Origin of the sequence: Sphingomonas sp. Leaf230 (assembly GCF_001421745.1) — a bacterium.
GTDB lineage: Bacteria > Pseudomonadota > Alphaproteobacteria > Sphingomonadales > Sphingomonadaceae > Sphingomonas.
Genome location: NZ_LMKW01000001.1, coordinates 1,106,931 through 1,130,942, shown reverse-complemented (window position 1 = coordinate 1,130,942; position 24,012 = coordinate 1,106,931). Strand labels below are relative to the sequence as shown.

The window sequence follows — 24,012 nt, the reverse complement described above, 5'->3', positions numbered from 1 at the left end:
GCTTCTCTATCGCGGCCTGAGTCAACAGGCGCAGACCACTCTCCGCCGCCGCGAGTGCGCCGGTTTGAGGAATTGGTAGGCGACGAAAATACAAATACTGTTTTTCTACCGGGCTTGAGATCGCCACACGGGGTTCGTGCTTCTCTCCGGGGTCGGCACGTAGCCGCCCCATGATGGGGTAAGAGAAAGCGGTGTGGATCAATCTTTTGGACGCCCTTGTCGCTGGCGACAGGGCTGCGGACGCTACGATCTCACACCACCTTCGTCCCCGTGAGGACCTCTTCCTGCCGAGGCAGAACCGTGAAAGCTCCTTTCTGAGATCGTATCAGGCGACCGCGATCGCGGTGCCGGGTTCGCTTCCCCAGCGGAAGTCGGTGCCGTCCGTCCACATGCGGTGGAGGACGACGGCCAGGCGGCGCGCAACGGCAACAATGGCGCGCCGCATACCCCGGCGCTGGGCGACCTTCATCCCCCAGGCCTTAAGCCACGACCAATGCCGGCTCTGGGTCATCAGAATCTGCGCCGCTTCGTACAGCATCGTTCGCAGCATGGTGTCGCCGGACTTGGAGATGCCGCCGTCATAGTCGACCTCGCCCGACTGATGTCGCCGGGGCGTCAACCCGAGATGGGCGCCGACCGCTCTGGAATGAACGAAGCGCTGAGGTTGGTCGATCGAGGCACGGTAGGTGAGAGCCACCACCGGGCCGACGCCGGGCGCGGTCATCAACCGTTTGCAGACCGGATCATGCCGGACCGTGTCGAGCAGCATCTTGTGGAGGGTGGCCAGTTGCTGGCGCATCACCCGCCGCACCGTCAGCAACGGCTCGACGATCACCGCCAGTCTCGGAAAGCTCTCGACCAGCTGACGAATCCGGGCCTCGTAACCGATCGTACTGACGACACCGACCTTGAGGCCGAAGTTGCGCAACGTGCCGCGCATGTCGGACTCGATGTCGATCAGCTTGCGCTGCACCAGCTTGCGGCTGGTCAGCAGCATCCGCTGTTCCTGCGCGGCCAGCGTCTTCACGTGCACCGGCTTGAACAGGCCGACCCGCATCATCTGGGCGATCCCGCGGGCATCGTTGCGATCGGATTTGTTGATCTGCTGCGCCTGCAACAGCGCCTTCATGTGGCGGGTCTCGACGCAGATAACCGGCAGCCCCGCCTCGCTAAGGCCATTGACCAACCACTGCGACAGCGGCCCGGCCTCGATCCCGACCCGAACATAATCGCCACCGACCGACGTCAACAGCACGGCAATGTCATCGGGTTCGGTCGGTACCTTGCGCTCGCACACCACCTTGCCCGCATCGTCTACCACGCACACCGACGTCTCCTTCACCGAGACGTCCAGACCCACGAAATGCGTCATCGCTCTCACTCCTTCCCTCGATGCACGAGGTCAGGTCGACCCCGATCCAGGCATCGTACGTGAAGGGGCTGCAAATCTCATCTGCTGTCAAAATGCAGCCGCCGCGATACACCATCTNCGACCCGTCCGTAGATCTCGTAGAAATGCTCTCTCACTCCTTCCCTCGATGCACGAGGTCAGGTCGACCCCGATCCAGGCATCGTACGTGAAGGGGCTGCAAATCTCATCTGCTGTCAAAATGCAGCCGCCGCGATACACCATCTTGTGGGTCATCTCGCCGTAGCGCTGACTATCACTCTTTAAGAGTACGAAGCTCGGCGAGAAAACGGAATACTGCGAATTGGGGTGATGGCGCCGCAGGACCTGCTCGACCTGCTGCCGGCACGCTCACCACCCGGATGCTCGCCGATTGTTTTGGGAACATTTAACCCAGCTTAATTGCAAACACCGCGGCCTGCTATGCCAGCTCCTACCCAACAAGAACGGAAATGGATCAAAAGCCTCTTGCCGATTATCGATATGCAAAATATCGTTTACCGATAGAGTGCGGGGGCGAGGCGGTGGGTGAGGGGCGTCGATCAATAATGCAGAAGGATCGCGTCCTGACAGGCGCAACGATCCTGCTAAGGCTGATGTTGGTCATGAACATCGTGCTGCTGGTGATGTTCACGGTGGCACTCGCGCTGTCCTGGCCACTTGGACACGCGCTTGCGCTGCGGCTCGGTGCGAAATACGGGCCATCGCTCGATGTCGCGGACGCGGTGATGGCGATGCGACTGATGGTGGTGCTCGGGATCGCTTCCGCGCTCGCGATCCATCCGATCTTCGCCAGCTTGCTCCGGATCGTCGCGACTGTGCAGGCAGGCGATCCCTTCGTCGACGCGAACGCCACGTTGCTCGGCCGGATTGGCTGGGCACTGCTGGTCCTCCAATGCCTCGATCTCGTGCTGGGCGCGCTGATGCGCTGGATCTACGCGCTAAAGCTCGACGCGATTGGCTGGAGCCCATCGCTCGGCGGGTGGATCGCGGTCGTCATGATCTTCGTGCTCGCGCGTGTTTTCCGGATCGGCGCACGGATGCGCGACGACCTGGCGACGACGGTCTGATGCCGGTCGCGGTCAGCCTGGACGACATGCTTTACAAGCGCCGCATGACGCTGACCGAATTGTCCGAGGCGGTCGATATCACGCTCGCCAACTTGTCGATCCTGAAGACGGGCAAGGCCAAGGCAATCCGCTTCACGACGCTGGAAGCGATCTGCCGCGTGCTCGAATGTCAGCCCGGCGACCTGCTGAGGGTGACCGACGAACCGTCGGACGAAACGTTCGCGACGACAGAAACGGGGAAATAGCGAATGGACGCACTGGTTCTCGACGACGTAACGAAGCGGTTCGGGGAGCGGACGGCGGTCGACGCACTGAGCTTTACAGTGAAGCCGGGCGAGATCTTCGGATTCCTGGGCGGCAACGGTGCGGGCAAGACCACGTCGCTGCGGATGGTGCTCGACATCCTGCGGCCGACATCGGGGCGGATCGCGGTGCTGGGCTGTCCGCCGGGGCGCGAGAATGCGGCTGATCTCGGCTTCATGCCCGAGGAGCGCGGGCTCTACCGCGGGATGTCGGCGATCGACACCGTCACCTATTTCGGCCGGTTGAAGGGCATGACGACCGCCGCGGCGCGCGCCAAGGGGCACGACCTGCTCGAGCGGTTCGGACTGGCGGGCTCGGCCAAGATGCAGATCGACAAATTGTCGAAGGGCATGGCGCAGAAGGTCCAGCTTGCCGCCACCCTGGTAAACAGCCCGAAACTGCTGCTACTCGACGAGCCGTTCTCGGGGCTGGACCCGGTCAACCAAGGGTTGCTCGAGGACGAGATACTGGGGGCCGCGCGGGGTGGCGCGACGGTGATCTTCTCGACGCACGTCATGCAGCATGCCGAGCGGCTGTGCGATCGGCTGCTGCTGCTGTCGCAGGGGCGCAAGGTGTTCGAGGGGACGCAGCCCGAAGCGCGCGGGCGGTTGCCGGCACGGCTCGGGATCGTCTCGCGCGATACGCCGATGCGGTGCCCCGGCGTGGATCGCGCGGAGGAGGTTGCAACGGATCCGGACGGTTGGCGGACGTACAACGTGACGCTCGGCGAAGGCATCGATCCGGCCGACGTCCTGCAATGCCTGACCGAACAGGGCATCACGCTGCGCCGGTTCGACCAGCACCGCGTTAGCCTGCACGAGGTTTTCCTCCACCTCGTCGGTACCAATTCAGCCGATACGCAGGGGCAGCCGTCATGATCCACAACATCCTGCTCGTCGCGATGCGCGAGTTCCGGCAGATCACCGGTATGCGCAGCTTCTGGCTGACGCTGCTTATCCTGCCCATCGCGCTCGCAATCGGACCGATAGCCACCAAGCTGATGGGTTCCGACAAGGTTCAACGCGTGATGCTGATCGATCCCGAAGGCCGCGAGGCGATCGCGATCCGCGCGCGGCTCGACAGCGATCGGCAGCGCCGCATCCTCACCGCGCTCTCACGCTATGCGCAACGCTACGATCTCGACCCGGCGGATCCCGCGGCGCTCTGGGCGCAGCACGACCGGCTTTACGACGATGCGGAGGTCACGGCGTTCGTGAAGGCGGGTGGCATGCCGGCCGCGCTGGCGACGATGAAGCGTGCGGCGACCCCTGAAACGCCTGCCTTCGATCCGCCGGAGCCCGACTTCACGATCGTCCCGACCCCGCCGGCGATCGCCAAGGCCGATCCCGCAGCGCTCGACCGGCTGCTCAAGCCGCTGATCCAGCCCGGCGAGTTCGGTGACAAGAAGGCCAAGCCGCTCGACTACGTAGTGTACATCCCGCGCGGGTTCGGGACGAGCACCACCGCCGCGCGCCTCTGGTCGAGCGAACAGCCGGCCGCGAACTTCGTCCAGCCGTTGCAGTCGGTGCTGACGTTGCGGTTGCGCGCCGCCTATCTCCGATCGACCGGGCTCTCCCCCGACCAAGCCGGCGCTGCGACCACACTGGTACCGGCGATCGCCATCTCGACGCCGGCACCGGGTGGCGGCCGCGAACGGATGCTGGTGCGCTCGATCGTGCCGTTGCTCAGCGCCTACATTCTGCTGATGTCGCTGCTGCTGTCTGGCAACTGGATCCTCCAGGGGCTGGTCGAGGAGCGTTCGAACAAGTTGATCGAGACGGTGCTGGCCTGCATCAGCCCGGACGAACTCCTGTACGGCAAGCTTGCGGGGACGGTCGCGGTGGGGTTGACGATGGTCCTGGTCTGGGCGCTGTGCGCGGCAGGGGCTGCATTCGTCACGCAGGGCGCGGTCGGCACGTTCCTGCGAATGGCGCTAGCTCCCCTCGCCTCGCCGTGGATCATCCTGGTGATGCTCTATTTCTTCCTGGCAGGCTATCTCATGGTCTCGATGATCCTGCTCGCGATCGGCGCGATGAGCGATTCGATGCGGGATGCACAGAGCTATCTGACGCCGGTGCTCATGGTCATCGCGATGCCGTTCACGATCGTCGCGCAGGGGATCCTGTCGAACACTGGCGCCACCGCACTCAAGGTGCTGACCTGGATCCCGCTCTACACGCCGTTCACGATGCTGGCGCGGCTCGGCGGCGGCGTGTCGGTGTGGGAGATCGTCGGTAGCGCGCTGACGCTCGCGCTTTTCATCGCGATAGAGTTCGTCCTGCTTGCGCGCGTGTTTCGCGCCAGCCTGTTGAATGCGGGACAGAAGCCAAATCTCGCCGCGCTTGCTCGGCTGATGCGACGGGACCCTGCTTAAATGACCTCCACGTTCTGTAAAACCTTCCATACCAAAGGAGTTGCGATGCCGTTCAACCATTTCTCCCGCCTGTCTTTGGGCGCTGCCACGCTAGCGCTGTCCGCGTCGGCACTGGCCCAGACCGCGCCACCGACCACCACCAGGTCCACGGCGCCGACCGGCACCCGCTACGGCACGTTCGGGATCGACTTGACCGCCGCTGACAAGGCCGTGAAGCCCGGCGACGATTTCTGGACCTATGCGAACGGCAGCTGGAACAAGCGTACCGAGATCGCCGCGGATCGCACGTCCGCCGGCGGTAGCGTGATCCTGGCCGACCAGGCCGAGCAGCAGGTTCGTACAATTCTCGACGATGCCGCGCGCGATCCGGCTGCGGTTGGTCCCGGCGCGAGGCAGTTCGGCGATCTCTACGCCAGCTTCATGGACGAGGCCGCGATCGAGCGAGCCGGTGCCACGCCGCTTAAACCGTATTTTGCCAAGATCGACGCCGCGAACGATAAGCAGAAGCTCCAGAGCCTGTTCTCGACGGTCGGCTACGCCGCACCGGTCGAGGTCGGCCAGCTTCCAGATCCAGCTGATCCCAAGCGTTACGCGGTTGCCGCGGGGCAGGGCTCGCTAGGCATGGGCGGGCGTGACTATTACCTCGAACAGGGTCCCAAGTACGACGCCTTCCGCACCGCGTACCGCGCCTATGTCGAGAAGATGCTGACGCTGTCGGGTATCGCCGACGCGTCGGCTAAGGCCGACCGGATCGTCGCGCTGGAAACCGCGATGGCCAAGGTCCAGTGGTCGCCGGTCCAGTCGCGTGACCTCAAGGCGATGCTGAAGCCGATGGATGCTGCTGGCCGCAAGGCGCTGGCGCCCGAGTTCGATTGGCCGTTGCTGCTGTCGACCGCGGGATACGGCAATTTTCCGATCGTCTACATGACCAATTCGACCGCGCTCACCGAGCTCGGCAAGATCTTCGCGGCGACGCCGGTATCGACGTGGCAGGACTGGATGAAATTCCGACTCGCATCCGCCAGCGCGAGCATGCTGCCCAAGGCGTTCGACCAGGCGACGTTTGATTTCTACGGCAAGACGCTCGCGGATCAACCGCAGCAGCGTGCACGCTGGAAACGCGGCATCGCGCTGGTCAACGGCACGATGGGCGAGGCCGTCGGCGAGGTCTATGTGAAGCGCCATTACCCACCCGAGAGCGAAGCGAAGATGGGCGAGCTGATCGCCAACCTGCGCGCCGCCTACAAGGAGCGGATCGGCGCGAACGGCTGGATGGACCAGGCGACCAAGACGCAGGCGCTCGCCAAGCTCGCCGCGTTCGATCCGCGGATCGGTCATCCGGTCAAGTATATCGACTATGCCTCGCTTCAGGTCGTGCGCGGCGATCCGCTCGGCAACGGGATGCGGTCGGGCGAGTTCCAGCATCAGCTAGACCTCTCGCGGCTTGGCAAACCGGTCGATCGTACCTTGTGGGGGATGACGCCGCAGACCGTGAACGCCTATTACGATCCGCTCAACAACCAGATCACCTTCCCCGCCGCGATCCTGCAGCCGCCCTATTTCGATCCGAAGGCGGACGCGGCGGTCAACTACGGCGCGATCGGCGCGATCATCGGCCACGAAATGGGTCACGGCTTTGACGACCAGGGCAGCCAGTTCAGCGCGTCGGGCAAGTTCGAGAATTGGTGGACCCCCGAAGCGCGTGCCGCCTTCACGCAGCGTACGGCTGCGCTGTCGAAGCAGTATGACGCGTATGAGCCGATCCCTGGTGTGCACGTGAAGGGGGCGCTCACGCTCGGCGAGAATATCGGCGACCTTGGCGGCGTCGAGACGGCCTATTCCGCCTATCAGAAATACCAGGCGGTGCACGGCAAGGCACCGGTGATCGGCGGGTTGACCGGCGACCAGCGGTTCTTCCTCGCCTATGCACAGGCCTGGCAGGCGAAGTTGCGCGAGGGTGCGGCCCGTGCGCGCCTGCTTACCGATCCGCACTCGCCGCCATTCTACCGGGTCAACGGCATCGTCCGGAACGTCGACGCCTGGTACACGGCGTTCGGCGTGAAGCCCGGCGATGCGCTGTATCTTGCCCCCGGCGACCGGGTCCATATCTGGTGAACCTGAAGGGCGCGCAGCAAACCTACGCGCCCTTTTGAAGCGGCCAAGAAGCTAATCCTGACGTTCGAAGGCCGTCGTCCAACGAAATGAACGAATGGTGGAAGTTGGGAGGCTGAAATAGGGCTGCGAACGGCCGGTTGTGGGTCGCTTAGCTAGCTCGGCTAACAGATATTAGTCGACGCTAATTCGGTTCCAATGACTACCGAGCAATTCGTCCAATCGAGGCGGGTCGAACGGATCCAGGCCTGAGCCGGGATAAAATGTCATTTCGCCAAATCGGGGTATGACGCCTGTGTCGTAGAAGTCGACACGGACGAATTCGAACCCGCGTCCTAAAGCCTCTGCCCCCTCGATCATGAGCGGCAAACTGATCGGCGGCCGGACAGCGAGACGATCGGCACTGGTCGACATGCCGCGCCAATCCCGATCGAAGATCACCCATCGGTGGCATGTCTCACGATCGACGTGGACCTGGATCGCCTCGACCCGGCCGTGGAACACGTAAAGCTTGTAATCGATCGGCAGCGCCGGTCCCTCGCCGACGAAGGGTTCGATCAGCACGCCGCGCGGCACGTCACGATAGCCCCATTCGTCGAGCCAAAGGCCGTAGGGCCGCCGCATCCATGCCGCTGCCGCCGAGCGGACGGCGTTCCAGTCGTCCGACGTATCCCGGACGATGCGGCACTGGTTGCAGCCGTGACGCGATTTCACGACGAACGGGGCGGGAAAGGGGAGCTGGCCAGGCAGTATCTCGCCCGACCAGAGGGTGGGGGTCACCCAATCCGCGCCAAGCACGTTGGCGACGAATGGCTTTACGCCCACCTTGTCGATCATCAGCGGGATGCGAGGATCGCGGTCGATCAATTTGCGCCGCTGGACGAACTCGGTGAACCGTCGCGGTCGGTCGATCGACAATCGCCGCCGGTGCCGCCACCAATAGGTCAGGTGCACGCGGATCCACGCGGCCAGCGCTGGCGCCGGGCCTGCTTTCTCGCCGAAGCTGGCTAGCGGAGACGTCCGCGGCCATGTCACCAACAGCGGTGTGGTGGTGCTGGGGATCACGTCCGTCTGCATGGGTGATCAGGAGGCCGGGTCTGCGCGTTCGGCCAGCATGTCGGGCGCGCGCTCCCGGACCAGCCAGCGATACAGGCTCGGCAGCAGCAGCAGCGTCAGCAGCGTCGACGTGACGATCCCGCCGATCACCACGGTCGCCAGCGGGCGCTGTACCTCGGCGCCAGCACCGCTCGCGATCGCCATCGGGACGAAGCCGATCGACGCGACCAGCGCGGTCGACAGCACCGGGCGGAGGCGATCGCGGGCGCCTTCGCGGACCGCGTCGTCGACGGTGCGCGGGTCGCCGTCACGGCCGTCGCGGAGTGAATTGATGTGGTCGACCAGCACCAGCCCGTTGAGCATCGCGATCCCCGACAGCGCGATGAAGCCGATCGCCGCGGTAATTGAGAACGGCATGCCGCGCAGCCACAGCGCAAGCACGCCGCCGGTCACCGCGAACGGGATGCCGGTATAGACGATCGCCGCCTCCTTCACGCTGCCGAGCGCGGCGTAGACCAGCAGGAAGATCAGCACGAGCGCGGCGGGGACGACGATCGACAGGCGCTTCTGCGCGGCTTCCAGCTGGTGGAACTGGCCGCCGAATTCGATCCGGTAGCCCGGCGGGAGCTTGACCTGACCGTCCACCGCGGCGCGCGCTTTCGCGACATAGCCCGCAAGATCGCTAGTGTTGAGCGTCACCATCAGCGCGGCGCGACGCTTGCCGCCGTCGTGGAGGATCGGCTCGACCTTCGGCGTCACGCGCAGCCGGGCAACGCGCGACAGCGGCACCATGCCATACTCGCCGACGCGTAACGGCAGCGCGAGGATCGCGGCGGGATCGGCACGCAGGCTCTCGGGCATCCGGACGACGATCATGTGGCGCGCCTCGCCCTCGGGGATGAAGCCGACCTCGGCGCCGGCGATCGCATCGGTGATCGCGGTGTTCACCTCGGCCGTGCCCAGCCCGAGCCGCAGCATCGCGGCGTGATCGAGTTCGACGACGATGCTCTTGGGGCGACCGGCGGTTTCGAACTCGACATGCTCGGTGCCGGGTTGCTTGTCGAGGATCGCCTTGGCTTGCTTGGCGGCACGTTCGAGGACATCGTAATCCTCGCCGAAGATCTTCACCGACACGTCGGCGCGCACGCCTTCGAGCATCTCGTTGAAGCGCATCTCGATCGGCTGCGCGAATTCGAAGCTCTGCCCCTTGTAGACCTGCCGGCCGATCTTCTCGATCCCCGCGACGAGTTCGTCCTTGGTCTTGGGCTTACCATCGCCGGTCGGCCAGTCCTTTTCGGGCGCGTAGAAGATGTAGAGATCGTTCTCGTTGGGCGGCATCGGATCGGTCGCGACCTCGCTGGTACCGATTCGCGAGAAGATGTGGCTGACCTGGGGGAATTGCCGGCGGATCTGGCGTTCGGTTTCCTGCTCGATTGCGAGGCTGCGTTCGAGCGACATGCCGACCGGGCGATAGACCATTGCGGTGATCGAGCCCTCGTCGAGCTGCGGCGTGAACTGCGATCCGAGCGTCTTGAAGACCCCGAACGTGACCGCAAGCATTACGAGCGCGCCGATCACGAGCAGCTTGGGATGCGCGAGTGCGCGCTCCAGTGTCGGTGCGTAGCCGCGCTCGGCGAGCCCGATCAGGCCCTTGTGGCGGGTGTCGTCCTGCTCGCTCGCGGGCGCGCGGAGCAGCCAGGCGGACAGCGCGGGGACGACGGTGAAGGTCCAGACGAGGCCGGCGAAGATCGCAAGCATGACCGCCTGCGCCATCGGTTGGAACAGCTTGCCCTCGACCCCGCCGAGGCTGAGCACGGGGACATAGACGAGCGCGATGATCGCGATGCCGAACATCGTCGGTCGCGCTACCATCCGTGCGGCGTCCGCCACCGTTTCGCGGCGTTCGTCGGGCGTGAGGTCTTCACCCTTGGCGCGACGGCGTTCGGCGAGCAGCCTCAGGCTGTTCTCGACCACCACGATCGCGCCGTCGACGATCAGCCCGAAATCGAGCGCGCCGAGGCTCATCAGGTTTCCCGACACGCCGATCGCATGCATCCCCGAGACCGTGACGAGGAAGGCGAGCGGGATGACGATCGTCACGATCAACGCCGCGCGCCAGTTGCCCATCACCAGCAGCAGCACGAGCGCGACGAGCAGCGCGCCTTCGCCGAGATTGTGCTCGACCGTCGAGATCGTCCGGTCGACCAGGTTGGCGCGACTATATTGCTGGTGGACGACCATGCCCTTGGGCAGCGCCGACTGGATATCGGGCAGCGCGTCCTGCACCCGCAGCGCAACCTCGCGGCTGTTCTGCCCGACCAGCATCATCACGGTGCCGAGCACGGTCTCGCGCCCGTTCTGCGTCGCGGCGCCTTGACGCGGCGCCGATCCGATCACGACGTCGGCGAGATCGCGGACCTGGAGCGGCAGAATTCCCCCTGCGAACTTCACCGGGATCGCGCCGATATCGGTCGCGCTCGTCACACGGCCGTTGGTAAGCACGGTGAAACGCTCGGCGCCGCGCGCGATAATGCCGCCGCCCGCATTCTCGACGTTCTTGCCGACCGCCTGCGCGAGTTCGGCCGCGGTCACGCCGTGCATCGTCAGCCGTCGCGGATCGGGCTCGACGACGAACTGCTGCTCGAGACCGCCATTGGTGTTGACGTCGGCGACGCCGGTGACCGCGCGCAGCATCGGCCGAACCGTGTATTCCTGCGCCTCGTACAGCTCCATCAACTGGCGCTGCGCGTCCATCCCCGCGGGCGGCCGCTTCCATTCGAGCGTGTAGTAATAGATCTCGCCCAAGCCCGTCGTGATCGGCGCGAGCTGCGGCGAGGCGCCCGGCGGCAACTGATCACGGACCGCGTTCAGCCGCTCGGTGACGAGCTGGCGCGCGCGCATCTGGTCGGTGCCGTCCTTGTAGAGCAGCGTCACCTGGCTGAGCCCGGTCTTGGTCAGGGAGCGCGTCTCCTCGAGCCCCGGCTGGCCCGCCATCGCGCGTTCGATCGGTAGCGTCGCGAGCCGCTCGATCTCCTCGGGCGCGAGGGCTGGGACCATCGTGTTGACCTGCACCTGCACCCCGGTGATGTCGGGGATCGCGTCGATCTGGAGATTGGCGAACGACCACAGGCCGACCGCCGCGATCAGCGCGGCCACCACCGCGATCGCCAGACGGCGTCGCGTGACGAAATCTAGGAGCCCGGCAATCATCGAGCGAGCGCGTTGCCGCCGTTGAGCGCGCGCAACTGAAGCAGCGCCTCGAGTGCCTCGCGCCGCGTATCGAGCACCGCGTTGGTCGCCTCGATATAGGATTGCTGCATCTGCATGTAGATCGCCAGCGGAATCGCGCCGAGCTGGAAGTTGCGGTTGGCCTCTTCGGCGGCATCGGCAAAGCTGCGCGGCGTGTTGCCGTCCCATTTGCCGAGCGCGGAACGCTTCGCCTCATATTGTGCGGCCTGATCGAACACGTCGCGCGCGATGCGGCGTTCGGCATTGACCAGCGTCGCGTTGGCCTGCGCTTGCCGACCCTGCTCGACCGCAACTTCGCCCGCCTGTCGGTTCCACAGCGGGATCGTAGTCGACAGGCGGACGCCATAATTAGTCTCGCGGATGTCCGAACGCGCGCGGTCGTAATAGGGGCCGATCCCGACGGTCGGGAGGCGTGCCTTCCGCGCGAGATCGACGCGCAGGCCCTGCTGCTCGAACTGTGCGCGCAGCGCCTTCAGTTCGAAATTGTTCGCGGTCGCGTTGGCGGCCAGCGTCGTACCCGATGGAAGATCGGGGAGCGACATGTCGGGGCGGACGATCCGCAGCCGCGCGGCGAACGGCGCGCCGCGCAATTGGTTGAGTTCGTACAGCGCCGAATTCGCCTCGGCATCGGCCATCGCCGCGGTCCGCTCCGCACTGATCGCGCCCGCCTGGAGCGAGGCGGCTTCGAGACGTGGGGCTGGCCCGGCCGGATCGCGCGACACGATCACGCGCGCGAGCGCCCGCATCCGCGTCGCGACTTCGCGCGCGACACCCGCCTTCTCGTCGGCCGCGAACAGCCCGTAGCCCAACGTCCGCGCGCGCGCCGCCAGCGTCGCGTCGAACTGCTGGAGACCCATCTTGGCGAGCTCCACCTGCCGCTCGGCGATCGCCCGGCGCAGCGCGATGCGGCCGCCGAACTCGATCGGCTGGACGACCGAAACGGCATAGGTCAGCCCGTCGCCGAGCGGCATGCCCGTCGTGCGATCATCGGCGCGGCGCTGGCCGAATTCAACGACCGTCTCGGGATCGGCCCAGCGCCCGGCGGCCGATCGCTCGACGCCCGCCGTCTCGATCTGGCGTTGATAGAATTGCCGCTCGGGATTGTTGGCGACGACGTCCTGCGCCAGCCGGTCGAGTGAGATCGCCGTGCCAGTCGGGGCCTGCGCATACGCGGCGGTCGGCATGACGGCGCCAGCCATAAGGGCCAAGGCAACAATCCGCATTACGTGCTTCTCCAAGGACATACCCTTGGAAAAATCGGTAGCTGAGGGGTCGGCGGTGCGTCGATTAAATCCGCGTTCAGAGTCTGAACTGCAATTCAATTGACGGCGCGTCCCCCGGGCTGCGAACTGGTCGCATGACGCATATCCTGCTCATCGAGGACGATGCCGGCACGGCGCACGAGATCACGCTCGAGCTGGCGGCGAACGGCTATGCGGTGACGCACCACGCCTTGCTGGCGGATGGTTTCCTCGCGGCGCAGGGGGACGGCGTCGACCTGCTGATCGTCGATCGGCAACTGCCCGACGGGGAAGGGCTCGACCTGATCGCGCGGTTGCGGGCCGAGGGCCGGCGGACGCCAGCGCTGGTGCTCAGCGCGCTCGGCAGTCTCGACGACCGGGTGCGGGGATTGCGCGCGGGGGGCGACGACTATCTCCCCAAGCCGTTCGCGCTGGTCGAACTGATCGCCCGCGTCGAGGCGTTGCTGCGGCGGCCCAACGAGACACGCGACACGCGGCTGATCGTCGGCCCGCTCGATCTCGACCTGTTGGCGGGAACCGCAACCCGGTCGGGGCGGGCGCTGGACCTGTTGCCACGCGAGCTGAAGCTACTCGATTACCTGGTCCGCCGGCCCGACCGGATCGTCACGCGGTCGATGCTATTGCGCGATGTCTGGGGCTATAATTTCGAGCCCAACAGCAACGTCGTCGACGTCCACATGGGCCGCCTGCGTCGCAAGGTCGACGGCGAGGGCGAGCCGCAACTGATCCGTAACGTCCGCGGGCAAGGCTATGTGTTCGATGTCCCGCTCTAACCCCCGCGCACGCGCGACATGGCGGTGGGGCGGGGCGATCGCGGCTTTGCTGATCGTCCAGTCGCTGGTCGTCGCGGGGCTGTTTTGGGTGCTGGCGAACGGCAGTCACCGACGGATGACCGAGCGCGGGTTTGCGAGCGATTGTCGCGATCTGGCTTCACTGGCGGCGCCGATGCGGCAGTCGGCCGTCCGGGCGATGCTGACGCGCGATATCCACCGTGATCGCTTCCTCGCGCTGTTTGCCGCCGATGGCAGGCTGATCGAAGGCAACATCGCACGTCTGCCGGTCCCCGAGATCACGCGAGCATCGGTGATCGCCGACGTCGACACGATCGAACTGCCGGGCAAGACCCGCGATACCGCGCGACTGGTCGTGTGCGCGATGCCCGACGGATCGCGACTGCTTACCGGTGTTGATCTCGACGATGCGGAGGAGGCGTTGCGGGTGGTCGAGCGGTCGCTCGCGATCGCGCTGATCCCCGCGATCTTGCTGGCGATCGGGTTTGGCCTGGCGGCCGGGCGACGCGCGGCGCGACAGGTGGACGCCGTCCGCACACTCACTGCCCGGATCGTCGCGGGCGATCTGGCAGAGCGCCTGCCGGTAGGCCCCGATCCCGACAGTTTCGGACTATTATGCGAGCATATCAACGCGATGCTCGACCGGCTCCAGCTGCTCGTGACCGAGGTCCGCGGGGTCGGCGACGACATCGCGCACCAGTTGCGCACGCCGCTCACCCGCTTGCGCGCGCGGGTCGAACGCGGGCTGCGCGAGGCGGAAACGCGCGCGCAGTTCGAGGCGGTCGCCGATGCCGCGCTGGCGGAGGTCGACACCCTGCTCGGGATCGTTGCTGCGCTGCTGCGGATCCGCGAGCTGGAGGATCACGCCCGTCGCAGCCGCTTCGCCGCGGTCGACCTCGCGCGGTTGGCGGAGGATGCGTGCGAGCTTCACCGCCCGACCGCGGAGGATCGCGGAATCGACCTGACCTGCGAGATCGCCACGACCGCCTCTGTCGAGGGCGATGCGAGCCTGTTGATGGAAGCGGTCTCGAACCTGATCGACAACGCGATGAAGTTCGGCCCCGCGGGCGGTCGCGTCCTGCTGTCGTTGCGGCAGGACGGCGAGCGCGTGGTCATGACCGTGGCCGACGACGGGCCAGGCGTACCGATCGCCGAGCGGTCGCTGGTCACGCAGCGATTCTACCGCGGCCGGCAGGATTGCGACGGCGCCGGACTAGGGCTCAGCCTGGTCAAGGCGATCGCCGACCTTCACGACTTCAGGTTGCGGTTCGCCGAGGTCGGCAGTGCCGTCTCGCTAATCGGTCCCGCGTATCAAGACTGAACCCGAATTTAGACAACCAGGGTGCCGAACGCACGTTCAATCGTCGACGAAACGACGCGTAACGAGATGGGGAATTCGTCCTGCATCCGCCGCCGTTCCTCGCTCGAAAGGACGATCCATGCGGTATATTCTCCTGGCTACGGCTTCGCTTCTGCTCGCCTCCCCCGCGCTGGCCCAGACCCAGCCGCAGACCGGCCCGTTCCCACTCAACAGCGTCACCGACCGGGTCCATTCGGGACCGCAAGCCGGCGATTTGCGCAACTCGATCCAAGCCCTGCAGCAGGCGCTGACCGAATTGCAGCAGCTCCAGCTGCAGACCAAGCAGGCCCACTGGAACGTCTCGGGTACGTTGTTCTACCCGCTGCACGAACTGCTTCAGGAACATTACGAAGGCGTTGCCAAATATGCCGACGAAGTTGCCGAGCGCCTGCAAAGTGTAGGAGTCTCGTCCGACGGGCGCGCCAACACGATCATCCGGACCAGCCGCATTCCCGAATTCCCGGGCGGTTTCGTCGACGACGGCAAAGTGATCCAGTGGTTTGCGCAATATTACCGCGTTACCAGCGACGAGCTGGGGCAGGGCATCAAAGCGACCAACGATACCGATCCGACCACAGGCAACCTGCTGCAGGAAGTACAGCACGCGATCGACAAATATCAGTGGCAGATGCGTGCAATGATCCAGTCGACGCCGACCGATCCCAATACGGGTGCTGACCTCAACAACGGTCGCACGCTTGCCCCCGCCGGAACGCCGAGCGCGCCGATCAACTAAGGAGAGGGCGAGCGTTGGCGTGGTGCAGTCTCGTGGGGAGGCATCACGCCGATGGGCGATCCGGTGCGCAATCGTGCAGCCTGACCTACCGCGTCAAAAGCGCATGGCTCAGAACCGCATGGCGACGTCGATCCCGCCGCCGCCAGAGCCTGCCCACGGCGTTAGGCGGACGCGGTCGTCGTGGCGCGAGGTCAGCAGGAAACCGCTGGCGCTGCCGATCACCGCGCCGGCAAGGACGTCGTGGACATAATGCTTGTCGGCCCGGACCCGTGCGACGCCAACAAACGAGGCAACCAGCAACGCGGGCAATCCCGCTTCCCAGCCGTAGCGTTTCTCGAGCGATGCCGCCGCGGCGAACGACACCGAGGTGTGGCCGGAGGGGAAGCTCTTGTCGTCGCTACGATCCGGGCGGCTTTCATGGATCAGTTCCTTTAACGCGAATGTCGTGCCGCCAGCGACGAGCACACTGGCACCCGCGTCCAGATCGCCGCGCCAGTCACCCTGAACAGCGGGCACGCCGAGGGCGGCACCGACGAGCAGGTCACGGCCGATATCGCTGGCATCTGCCCAGCCTTTTGGACCGGCGGTGGCGGGGGCGGCCCACGCCACCGGCGCGAGTACCAGCAATGCGATAATCTTGACCTTCATTCCGCCAGGGTCCCTTTTTGCGGTGATTTGTCGAAAGTTCCGATCATGCCCGCCACGCCAAACCCCGCCTTAACCGTGGTGATCTCGGCGGTCGGTCCGAGCATGCTCCTAAAGTCCGCGACGGTGAGCAGCCGGTGCGTGCTGCTGCATCCGATCCCCGTGCGGCGCAAAGATTCTGCGGTTGTCGCATAGACTGCGAGCCGTCCACCGGGACGCAGCACGCGCATCAGTTCGGCAAGGACCGGGCGATCGTCGTGCCAGAAATAGGCGACGTTGGATGCTAGGATGCGGTCGACGCACTCATCGGGCATCGGGATGTCGGTGAACGGCGCATGGTAGAAAACCGCGCCGGGGTTACGCCGGCGGGCGGTGTCGATCATGTCTTGCGAATGATCGAGGCCATAAACCCGTCCTGCTCCCGCTGCCGTCGTCAGCGCGAGGATTGCGTCGCCGGTACCACAGCCGAAATCGAGCACGATATCGCCGCGTCGGACATCGAGCGCCGCGATCGCGAGGCGCGTGGGCCGACGGTTAGCGACGCGCATCGCATGCCCGACTAGCCGACCGCCCACGCCGTTAGGGTTCTCAAGCTGCCGCGCGAGGGTAGCGGCGAGCGGGTTCACGCCGCCTTGAGCTTTGCGTTGATCTTGCCGAGCAGCGCCCGCATTTCCGCACGACGTCCTGCGTCCCAGACCGGGCGTCCCGTGTTCGCCGGCGCTTGCAACCCGCGCAGGACATATTGCTTCGCCTGTGCCGGATGCCCCTCGTCGTTGAGGAAGTCGGCATAGAAGAAGTTGTTGTCGAGGCCGTTCGGATCCTGCTTCAGCGCCGCCTCGAGCAGCGCGCGGGCCTTTGTCGTGCTGCCGAAGCCGATCGGGAACCCGGGGACACGGTAATAAAGGACGCCCAGGCTCATCTTGACGCCGCCATCGGCGATGTTCGGATCGATCCCTTGCGCCCTTTCGAGGATCTCGCGGGCCGACCGGGCAAGACCGAGCTGTTTCAGGACGCTGGCGCGCGCTGCTTCCTCGCTGACGACGATCCCCTGCCACAACAGCGGCTCGGCGCGGCCGGGATAGCGTGCTGATACCTGTGCGGCTTGGCCGGCAAGCGCGTCGAGCTGACGATATTGTTCGTTCCGGTCGGCGACCTGATAGCGGATATGCGCCCACTGATCGTTGATGCGGCGCACCGCGGCGTCCATCGCCGGGTTGTTGCTGGCGTTGGCCGTACCTGCAAAGGCGAGCGCGGCGAAGGCAAGAGCGTAACGAACGATCATGATAGGGCTCCTGAAGAATTGTCCTGGAATAGGCCGCGCGCGGTCAGCACTTGGCTTGCGATGCCGCGATCGACGACGCCCGGCACCATCGCGTTGAGCTGCGTAAAGACGCGCTCGGGCAGCCCGATCGACACGTCGCGCTCGCGCCGCTCGATTGCGCGGAAGATGCGGTCGGCGACGGTGGCGGGATCGTCCGCGGTCATCTTGGTCAGCGCCATGAAACGCTCGATCGTTGCGGTGTTAAAGCCGGTCCTGACCGCTCGCGGGGCGACGTGCGTGACAGCGATCCCGCGCCCGCTTAGTTCGCGACGCAGCGCCTGGCTAAGACCCTTCAGCCCGGCCTTTGCACTAGAGTAGACGGTGAAATAGGGGTAGGGGACCGAGCCCATAACCGAGCCGATGTTGACGATCTGGCCATCGCCACGCGCGATCATCTGCGGCACGACGGCGCCTGCGAGGATCGCGGGTGCGACCAGGTTGACCGCGTAGCCGAGCGCGATCTCCATCGCGCCCTGCCGCTCGAACGGACCGAAATACTGGAGCCCAGCGACGTTGGCGAGAATGTCGATGCGCCGTTCTGCGAGCGTGCGGGTGAGGTTGGCCAGCGCCTCGGGATCGGCGAGATCTGCGACGAGATGGTCGTCGCAAGCAGTCGACGGGATCCGATCGATTCCTGTTACGTACGCGCCGCGTGTGCGCATTCGGGCCGCGAGCAGGCCGCCGAGCCCGCCGGCAGCACCGGTCAGCAGGATATGGCGGCCTTCAAGCTGGGACACGCGTCGCCTCCAGCTCGATCCCGGCGAACAGCCCGCCGAACAGCGCGAACATCGCGTTGGCCATGTCGATGATCGCGCGCTGGTCATCGGGATCGTCGATCCGGTTCATCAGCGTTTCGAAGAACACCATGTGGTCCTGGTCGAGCGCGCCGTGCGAGGTCAGGTAATGAAACGCGTCGTCGGGCAGCCCGAGCGACGCCTGAACCGCGCCTGCGCCGTGGCTCGCCATCGCGATGCTGGTGCCCTCGAGGACATAGACCATGCCGAAGAAGGCGGCAGGGTTACCCTCTCGAATCGTTTGATAGGCGTATTCGACCATTGCACGCGTAGCAGGAGAGGGCGCTTTACTCGCTGCCACGCTGTCGCCCCCAGCCGCTTCGATGTCTTCCAGGATCCAGAATTCGTGGCCGGTCTCTTCCTCGATATACTCGTCGAGTGCGGCGACCAGGACCGGTCGATGCGAAAGCCGGGTCCGTGCTTCCTGCATGAGCGGCACGGTGTGGCGGACGTGATGGAACGCTTGCGTCAGATACGCGATGTAATCCGCGCGCGTGATCCGTCCGGTCATCCCGGCGACGAGTTGCGGGGTCATTGCAAACCGCGCTTGTGCCTCTCGGGTGTCGGCAACGAGGCGGTTGAAGAAGGGCAGATCTGACTGCGCGTGATCCATGGGAATCTCCTGAGGTGGATAGGCGGTGTCGATCGCGGCGCGGCGGAGGCGGCCGTTGCCGGTGAGAAGTCCCGTCGCGGGGGTGAATGGCGGGACGACCTGCCAGTCCGCGATGTGCGCGTAGGCAGGGAGCGCTTCGTTGGCGGTGGCGACTGCGGCCTCGACGTCCGCGGTCGGTGATGACGGGACGAGCAGCGCGTCGATCGTCGCGCGCCCGTCGCCGCGTACCATCGCCTGGAATATCGCGGGTTGGCGCGTCAATATTCCCTCGACCCATTCGGGAGCGATGTTGCGGCCGTGGCTGGTAACGATGAGTGCGGACTTGCGCCCCTCGATCCAGAGCCGGCCGGCGTCGTCGATCCGTCCCAGATCGCCGGTCGCGAGCGGGCCGGGAGCGCGCGGTGCGCCGACTGTGCCAAGGAAAAGCGGCCCATCGATCAGGATTTCGCCGTCGTCGGCCAGGCGCAGGATATTGGCACCGATGCTCCGGCCGACGCTGCCGCGCGATGACGGATCGCCGTCGTCGAGTGAAACGACCGAAGCGCATTCGGTAAGGCCGTAACCCTGGCGGACCGGCAGCCCCAGGTCCGCCGCGGCGTCGAGCAACAGCGGATCGATCCGCGCACCCCCGACCGCGACTAAAGTCAGGCGTGGCAGCCGCATGCCGGTCGCGCGCATCGCCGCGACGAGGCCGGCAAGATAGTCCGGCACGAAAATCAGCGACGTAATCGCCTGCCGCTCGATCGTGTTGAGGATCGCCATGACGTCCGGGCGGAACGGATCGGCCATGCCGACCGCGGACTGGGGCAGCGCGACGTAAGTGCCACCCGCCAGCATCGTCGCATGGAACCCGGCGACGTTTTCGAGCAGGATCCCCGGGGGCAGCAACGGCAGATGCCGCCCGGCGTGATGGACACCCAGCGTATCCACCACCCCCTGCGCGACGCTCAGGAGATGGTCGCGCGAAAGGCAGATACCCTTCGGGTCGCCGGTCGATCCGGACGTAAAGGTAATGCGTGCCGTGCCGTCGGGCAGCGTGCGGGCGGGTGTGCTGCGTCGAACTTCGCGAACCTGCAGGCTCGGATGGGCGTCCAGCGATACAGCCACCGGCCCCGACAGCAGTATCTCCGCACCCGCCGCGTCAAGTGCGTGATCGGTCTGTGCGGCGGTGAAAAAGGCAGGGAGGGGGATGGTCCGTATGCCCGCTTCGAGCAAGGCGAGGTCGAGGAGACATTCGCTCACGCCCTGATCGACCTGCAGCGCAACCGGGCGGCCATCGGCAAACCGCGCGGCCAGATCCTCCGCCAGCAGCGGGAGCGTGCGCGCCAGTGTCGCCCAGGTCACCGGTTTCGTGCCATCGATTGCGATCGCATCGGGACGGCGTTCGGCATGGCCGAGGATCGCGTCGAGCAGCCGCGTCATGCGCGGACACTCCGGTCGAGCCGCGCGCGACACGTGGCTATGTCGCCCGCACACACGACCGGATCGGTCTGGTAATAACGCCCCCAGGTCTCGCCGGCCGCGCCGAGCGCGTCGATCCGTGCGGGGGCGAGTTCGATCAACTCGAGACCCAGGCGCGCGAACATCGACCGCAACGGCCGGGTCAGTACGGCGACCGCGACATCCGCCTGACCGGCAAGTGCCGCTGCCGCCTCGTGCCACAGAGTTATCGTCGCGCCGGGACGCTGCGAGGCATGGTCGCCGAGCTCGACGACCCGGGCGCGGGGTACCGGTCGCCCGAACCGTTCGGTCAACAGCACCTCGATTGGGCGGTCGAGATACCCCTCAAGAAACAGGGTGCCGGCTTCGGCCAGTCGATAGCCGAGGGTCGCTTGCGGCAAATCAGGCGCACCGACAGTCAGGTAGGTCGGATAATCGCTCGCAGGGATGGCCCCGTGTACGGCGGCGTAACGGTCATGGATCAGCGCGATCAGCGCGGCGTCGTGCATATGCATCCTCCCAGATGCAGATGGGACGCCGCCCGCACGTCACGACCTCAGTCCAAGCTGACAAAAAATATCAGTTAACGACGATTTGACGTCGGCAAATGGGGACAATCGACGATTTAGTCGTCCTTTCAAAGAAGCCGGAGGAATAAATGATAATCATTATCAGCTTTCCGCGCGTAGATCGGTCCCATGAACTTGAGTTTAGGGAACGGGTGGTGGCGCAAGGGTCGTCGATAGCTTAGATATTGGCACTGAGCATAGTATCGGACGTTGCAATCGTGACGTTCGACCACACCGCGCTCCTGCCGAAAGCCCCTGCGATGATGCCGTTCTTGACCTCGAGGCCAGCCGTCGCGATAGCGTTCGCCGTGCTCGTCTCGGCCTGTGCGGGCGCTCCACCCGTAGCCAACACCTCCGGTGCCGCGCCGCGCTTCGTCGCAGAGCGTTTTTTCGCAGGCCGCCTCGATGGCGTCGGCACGCTCAAGATCGTGCTGCACGCGCCGGTCACGACGCACGTGATCAGCATCGGTCGTGTCGGCGCCGACGGGATCCTGCTGCTCGACCAGCACATCGAACAGCAGGGTAAGCCCGCACGCGATCGGCAGTGGCGGATCCGGCCGCTCGGCAACGGCCGTTATAAGGGTACGCTGACCGACGCCTCCGGCCCGGTGACTGGGGAGGTCGAGGGCAATCGGCTGCACCTCGGATTTTCGATGAAGGGCGGCATGTGCGTCGATCAGTGGCTGAGGCTGTCGTCCGATGGGCAGGTGGCGCAGAACCATCTCATCGTCCGCAAGTTGGGCGTTACCGTCGCGACACTAGAGGAAACCATTAGGAAGTTGCCATGAACGTCCATAGCGAACGCCATCTCGTCTCGCGGACCGGCTGGTTGCGCGCGGCGGTGCTCGGCGCGAACGACGGGATCGTCTCGACCGCAAGCCTGATTGCGGGCGTCGCCGCGTCGGGTGCGACCACCGGCGCGGTGCTTGTCGCGGGGTCGGCAGCGATGGTTGCGGGCGCGATGTCGATGGCGGCGGGCGAATATGTCTCGGTCAGTTCGCAGGCGGATAGCGAAGCCGCCGACCTTGCGCGCGAACATGCCGAACTCGCCAGCGACTGGGCGCACGAGCATGACGAACTGGCGCAGATCTATGTAGCGCGTGGGCTTGATCCGACGCTCGCGCATCAGGTCGCGGAGCAGTTGATGGCGCATGACGCGATCGGCGCCCACGCGCGTGACGAGCTCGGCATCTCCGAAATCGTCATGGCGCGCCCGGTCCAGGCGGCGTTCGCCTCGGCGATCAGCTTCGTCACCGGCGCGGTCGTGCCGCTCGCGGTCGCGGCCCTCGCCCCGGCGCCGCACCGGCTGGTCGTGGTGATCGGCGCGACGCTGGTCTGTCTCGCGATCCTCGGCGTGGTGGGCGCGAGGGCAGGGGGCGCCCGCCCGTTCCGCCCTGCGGTCCGCGTGCTGCTCTGGGGTGCGGCAGCGATGGCGGCGACCGCCGGGATCGGGCATCTCGTCGGCACTGCGGTATGAGCGTCATGCCCTATGCCAAGGCCAGCCACCGGAGTCCGCGATGAAAGCCCAGACGATGCGCCGTATCCGCCAGTATCATTTCTATTTGGGCATGTTCTTCGCGCCCGCGACCTTATTGTTCGCGCTGAGCGGTGCGCTCCAGACATTCCGCCTGCAGGAGGCGAAGGGCTATGGCGGCACGCCGCCCGGCTGGATCGTCTGGATGGCTAGCGTGCACAAGGACCAGTCGCTGCCGCGCGAGAACCGCGGCGGGCCTCTCAGTCTAACGCCGTCGGCACCGCGCGCCGGGGCGGCGTCGGGACCTTCCACCGAGATGTCGTCGGGATCGCTGTCCGGCCCTGCAAGGCGCGGGGAGGATCGACCGTTCGCACGCATCTCGCCGCTGCCCCTGAAGATCTTCGTCGTACTGATGTCGATCGGGCTGCTGGCGTCGGCGATCCTCGGCATCGTCATCGCGCTCACCAATCGGACGATGCGCCGGACGTCGGTGATCGTTCTCGTGGCGGGAGCAGTGTTGCCGCTTCTGCTCCTGCTGGCCTGAAACGCTGGCGATCGGCCGTCAGCGACTTGCAAGGATCAGGTGCGGTTCGGGTCAATTACTGCGATCGGCGCGCTGCATCAGCCAGTCCTTTGCGCGCGCGGTGGACACCACGATATCCGCCGGCTCACCGGGCAGCCGCGCGTCGTCCGGCAGCGCAATGACCCGCCGGTCCGTCCGATCGGCGGGCGGCGTGACATCGTTTCCAATATTTCGGACGCGACTTCCTGTTGGGACGAGGGCAGTATGCCACGAAATTGCCGATTCCGGGCGCCAGGGTGACGTGCAGCGATTGCTCGCCAAGGTGAATGCCAGGTTCGGCGCCTGAACCGCGGAGCCCTGTCGTAGCCGACGCCGACCCGATCCCGCCCGCCGGCCTGTCCGCGGTGCTCGCGGCCAACCGCCCGCAACTCGTCCGGTTCTTCACCGGGCGAACGGGAAGCGTCGCGGAGGCCGAAGACGTGGTGCAGGAAATATGGCTGCACGTGGCCGAGCCCATAACGGGCCCGATCGCGAACCCGCTCGCCTATCTGCACCGCGTCGGCATGAACATCGTGCTCGACCGGGTACGGGCCGGCGTGCGACGGCAGCGGCGCGACGCGGGCTATGTCGAAGTCACGACGTCGGTCATGGGCGCGGAGGCGATCGACGATGCGCCGTCCGCCTTCGACGCGGCGATGGGGCGCGAGCGGCTCGACCGGCTCGTCGCTGCTCTGTCGGGGCCACCCGAAGGCGCAATGCGCGTGTTCCGACGGCACCGCATCGACGGCGCATCGCATGCCGAGATCGCCGCCGAACTGGGCATATCCCGCAGCGCGGTCGAAAAACACGTCGCGGTCGCGCTCCGGCACCTCAGAAAGGCGCTCGATGATTGATCGAGACAAGCAACTGCGG

The 24,012-nt window shown here is 65.8% G+C and carries 23 protein-coding genes; 12 read left to right on the top strand and 11 right to left on the bottom strand.

Features of this window, described 5'->3' with window-relative positions:
• Positions 1 to 202 (bottom strand): hypothetical protein (locus ASE82_RS19965; protein ID WP_207897201.1); only part of this gene is annotated, 202 nt, incomplete at its 3' end.
• Positions 203 to 325: 123 nt separating this feature from the next.
• Positions 326 to 1,372 carry an IS110 family transposase gene (locus ASE82_RS04815; protein WP_056059438.1) on the bottom strand — a complete coding sequence of 349 codons (1,047 nt, stop codon included), beginning with the start codon at positions 1,370 to 1,372 and terminating at the stop codon, positions 326 to 328.
• A gap of 584 nt (positions 1,373 to 1,956) precedes the next feature.
• On the opposite strand from ASE82_RS04815, the gene ASE82_RS04810 reads away from it, so the two are divergent.
• Genes ASE82_RS04810 through ASE82_RS04790 form a run of 5 tightly spaced genes read left to right on the top strand, consistent with a single transcriptional unit; the run spans position 1,957 to position 7,270 of the window.
• Positions 1,957 to 2,478: a DUF2975 domain-containing protein gene (locus ASE82_RS04810; RefSeq protein ID WP_056059436.1), complete on the top strand. Its 522-nt coding sequence runs from the start codon at positions 1,957 to 1,959 to the stop codon at positions 2,476 to 2,478.
• The gene (locus ASE82_RS04805) at positions 2,478 to 2,723 is read left to right on the top strand and encodes a helix-turn-helix domain-containing protein (protein WP_056059434.1); all 246 of its coding nucleotides are present in this window, start codon (positions 2,478 to 2,480) and stop codon (positions 2,721 to 2,723) included. The genes ASE82_RS04810 and ASE82_RS04805 overlap by 1 nt, the downstream gene beginning before the upstream one ends.
• A 3-nt stretch (positions 2,724 to 2,726) precedes the next feature.
• Positions 2,727 to 3,659 carry an ABC transporter ATP-binding protein gene (locus ASE82_RS04800; protein ID WP_056059433.1) on the top strand — a complete coding sequence of 311 codons (933 nt, stop codon included), beginning with the start codon at positions 2,727 to 2,729 and terminating at the stop codon, positions 3,657 to 3,659.
• On the top strand, positions 3,656 to 5,155 hold the full coding sequence (locus ASE82_RS04795; protein WP_056059432.1) for an ABC transporter permease: 1,500 nt from the start codon (positions 3,656 to 3,658) through the stop codon (positions 5,153 to 5,155). Before ASE82_RS04800 ends, ASE82_RS04795 begins: the two co-directional genes overlap by 4 nt.
• Positions 5,156 to 5,200: 45 nt before the next feature.
• Positions 5,201 to 7,270, top strand: coding sequence for a M13 family metallopeptidase (locus ASE82_RS04790; RefSeq protein WP_082441156.1), 2,070 nt, complete (start codon positions 5,201 to 5,203; stop codon positions 7,268 to 7,270).
• 171 nt (positions 7,271 to 7,441) lie between these two features.
• Here ASE82_RS04790 and ASE82_RS04785 read toward each other — a convergent pair whose 3' ends face one another.
• From ASE82_RS04785 to ASE82_RS04775, 3 genes are read right to left on the bottom strand one after another with little or no spacing between them, the layout of a single operon-like run.
• Positions 7,442 to 8,344, bottom strand: coding sequence for an ATP-grasp fold amidoligase family protein (locus tag ASE82_RS04785; protein WP_082441154.1), 903 nt, complete (start codon positions 8,342 to 8,344; stop codon positions 7,442 to 7,444).
• Between the two features lie 6 nt (positions 8,345 to 8,350).
• Positions 8,351 to 11,533, bottom strand: a complete 3,183-nt coding sequence (locus ASE82_RS04780; RefSeq protein ID WP_056059430.1) for an efflux RND transporter permease subunit — start codon at positions 11,531 to 11,533, stop codon at positions 8,351 to 8,353.
• Positions 11,530 to 12,771, bottom strand: coding sequence for a TolC family protein (locus ASE82_RS04775; RefSeq protein ID WP_235524574.1), 1,242 nt, complete (start codon positions 12,769 to 12,771; stop codon positions 11,530 to 11,532). The genes ASE82_RS04780 and ASE82_RS04775 overlap by 4 nt, the downstream gene beginning before the upstream one ends.
• Before the next feature lie 158 nt (positions 12,772 to 12,929).
• On the opposite strand from ASE82_RS04775, the gene ASE82_RS04770 reads away from it, so the two are divergent.
• The 3 genes from ASE82_RS04770 to ASE82_RS04760 all read left to right on the top strand — a co-directional run bounded on the left by ASE82_RS04770 (position 12,930) and on the right by ASE82_RS04760 (position 15,721).
• Entirely contained in the window at positions 12,930 to 13,607 is a 678-nt protein-coding gene (locus tag ASE82_RS04770; protein WP_056059426.1) for a response regulator transcription factor, read from the top strand.
• A complete protein-coding gene (locus ASE82_RS04765) occupies positions 13,594 to 14,946 on the top strand; it encodes a sensor histidine kinase (RefSeq protein ID WP_156348747.1) in 1,353 nt (450 codons plus the stop codon). Before ASE82_RS04770 ends, ASE82_RS04765 begins: the two co-directional genes overlap by 14 nt.
• A gap of 118 nt (positions 14,947 to 15,064) precedes the next feature.
• Positions 15,065 to 15,721 carry a Dps family protein gene (locus ASE82_RS04760; RefSeq protein WP_056059423.1) on the top strand — a complete coding sequence of 219 codons (657 nt, stop codon included), beginning with the start codon at positions 15,065 to 15,067 and terminating at the stop codon, positions 15,719 to 15,721.
• Between the two features lie 108 nt (positions 15,722 to 15,829).
• Here ASE82_RS04760 and ASE82_RS04755 read toward each other — a convergent pair whose 3' ends face one another.
• From ASE82_RS04755 to ASE82_RS04730, 6 genes are read right to left on the bottom strand one after another with little or no spacing between them, the layout of a single operon-like run.
• Positions 15,830 to 16,369 (bottom strand): phosphatase PAP2 family protein, encoded by a 540-nt coding sequence (locus ASE82_RS04755; protein ID WP_056059421.1) that lies wholly within the window; start codon positions 16,367 to 16,369, stop codon positions 15,830 to 15,832.
• Complete coding sequence (locus ASE82_RS04750) at positions 16,366 to 16,992, bottom strand: class I SAM-dependent methyltransferase (RefSeq protein WP_056059419.1); 627 nt, start codon at positions 16,990 to 16,992, stop codon at positions 16,366 to 16,368. The genes ASE82_RS04755 and ASE82_RS04750 overlap by 4 nt, the downstream gene beginning before the upstream one ends.
• Positions 16,989 to 17,648, bottom strand: a complete 660-nt coding sequence (locus tag ASE82_RS04745; RefSeq protein WP_056059417.1) for a tetratricopeptide repeat protein — start codon at positions 17,646 to 17,648, stop codon at positions 16,989 to 16,991. The genes ASE82_RS04750 and ASE82_RS04745 overlap by 4 nt, the downstream gene beginning before the upstream one ends.
• Complete coding sequence (locus ASE82_RS04740) at positions 17,645 to 18,424, bottom strand: SDR family NAD(P)-dependent oxidoreductase (protein ID WP_056059415.1); 780 nt, start codon at positions 18,422 to 18,424, stop codon at positions 17,645 to 17,647. The genes ASE82_RS04745 and ASE82_RS04740 overlap by 4 nt, the downstream gene beginning before the upstream one ends.
• Positions 18,411 to 20,516, bottom strand: coding sequence for an AMP-binding protein (locus ASE82_RS04735; RefSeq protein ID WP_056059413.1), 2,106 nt, complete (start codon positions 20,514 to 20,516; stop codon positions 18,411 to 18,413). Before ASE82_RS04735 ends, ASE82_RS04740 begins: the two co-directional genes overlap by 14 nt.
• A complete protein-coding gene (locus ASE82_RS04730) occupies positions 20,513 to 21,043 on the bottom strand; it encodes a thermostable hemolysin (RefSeq protein ID WP_082441134.1) in 531 nt (176 codons plus the stop codon). Before ASE82_RS04730 ends, ASE82_RS04735 begins: the two co-directional genes overlap by 4 nt.
• Before the next feature lie 278 nt (positions 21,044 to 21,321).
• Between ASE82_RS04730 and ASE82_RS04725 the strand changes: the two genes are divergently transcribed.
• The 4 genes from ASE82_RS04725 (at position 21,322) to ASE82_RS04710 (ending at position 23,993) form a co-directional block, all read left to right on the top strand.
• Positions 21,322 to 21,891 carry a DUF3833 family protein gene (locus ASE82_RS04725; protein ID WP_162236685.1) on the top strand — a complete coding sequence of 190 codons (570 nt, stop codon included), beginning with the start codon at positions 21,322 to 21,324 and terminating at the stop codon, positions 21,889 to 21,891.
• Positions 21,888 to 22,580, top strand: a complete 693-nt coding sequence (locus ASE82_RS04720; RefSeq protein WP_056059408.1) for a VIT1/CCC1 transporter family protein — start codon at positions 21,888 to 21,890, stop codon at positions 22,578 to 22,580. The genes ASE82_RS04725 and ASE82_RS04720 overlap by 4 nt, the downstream gene beginning before the upstream one ends.
• 40 nt (positions 22,581 to 22,620) lie before the next feature.
• Positions 22,621 to 23,121: a hypothetical protein gene (locus ASE82_RS04715; protein WP_200910656.1), complete on the top strand. Its 501-nt coding sequence runs from the start codon at positions 22,621 to 22,623 to the stop codon at positions 23,119 to 23,121.
• A 305-nt stretch (positions 23,122 to 23,426) separates the two neighbouring features.
• Positions 23,427 to 23,993: an RNA polymerase sigma factor gene (locus ASE82_RS04710; protein ID WP_056059407.1), complete on the top strand. Its 567-nt coding sequence runs from the start codon at positions 23,427 to 23,429 to the stop codon at positions 23,991 to 23,993.
• Positions 23,994 to 24,012 lie beyond the last annotated feature (19 nt).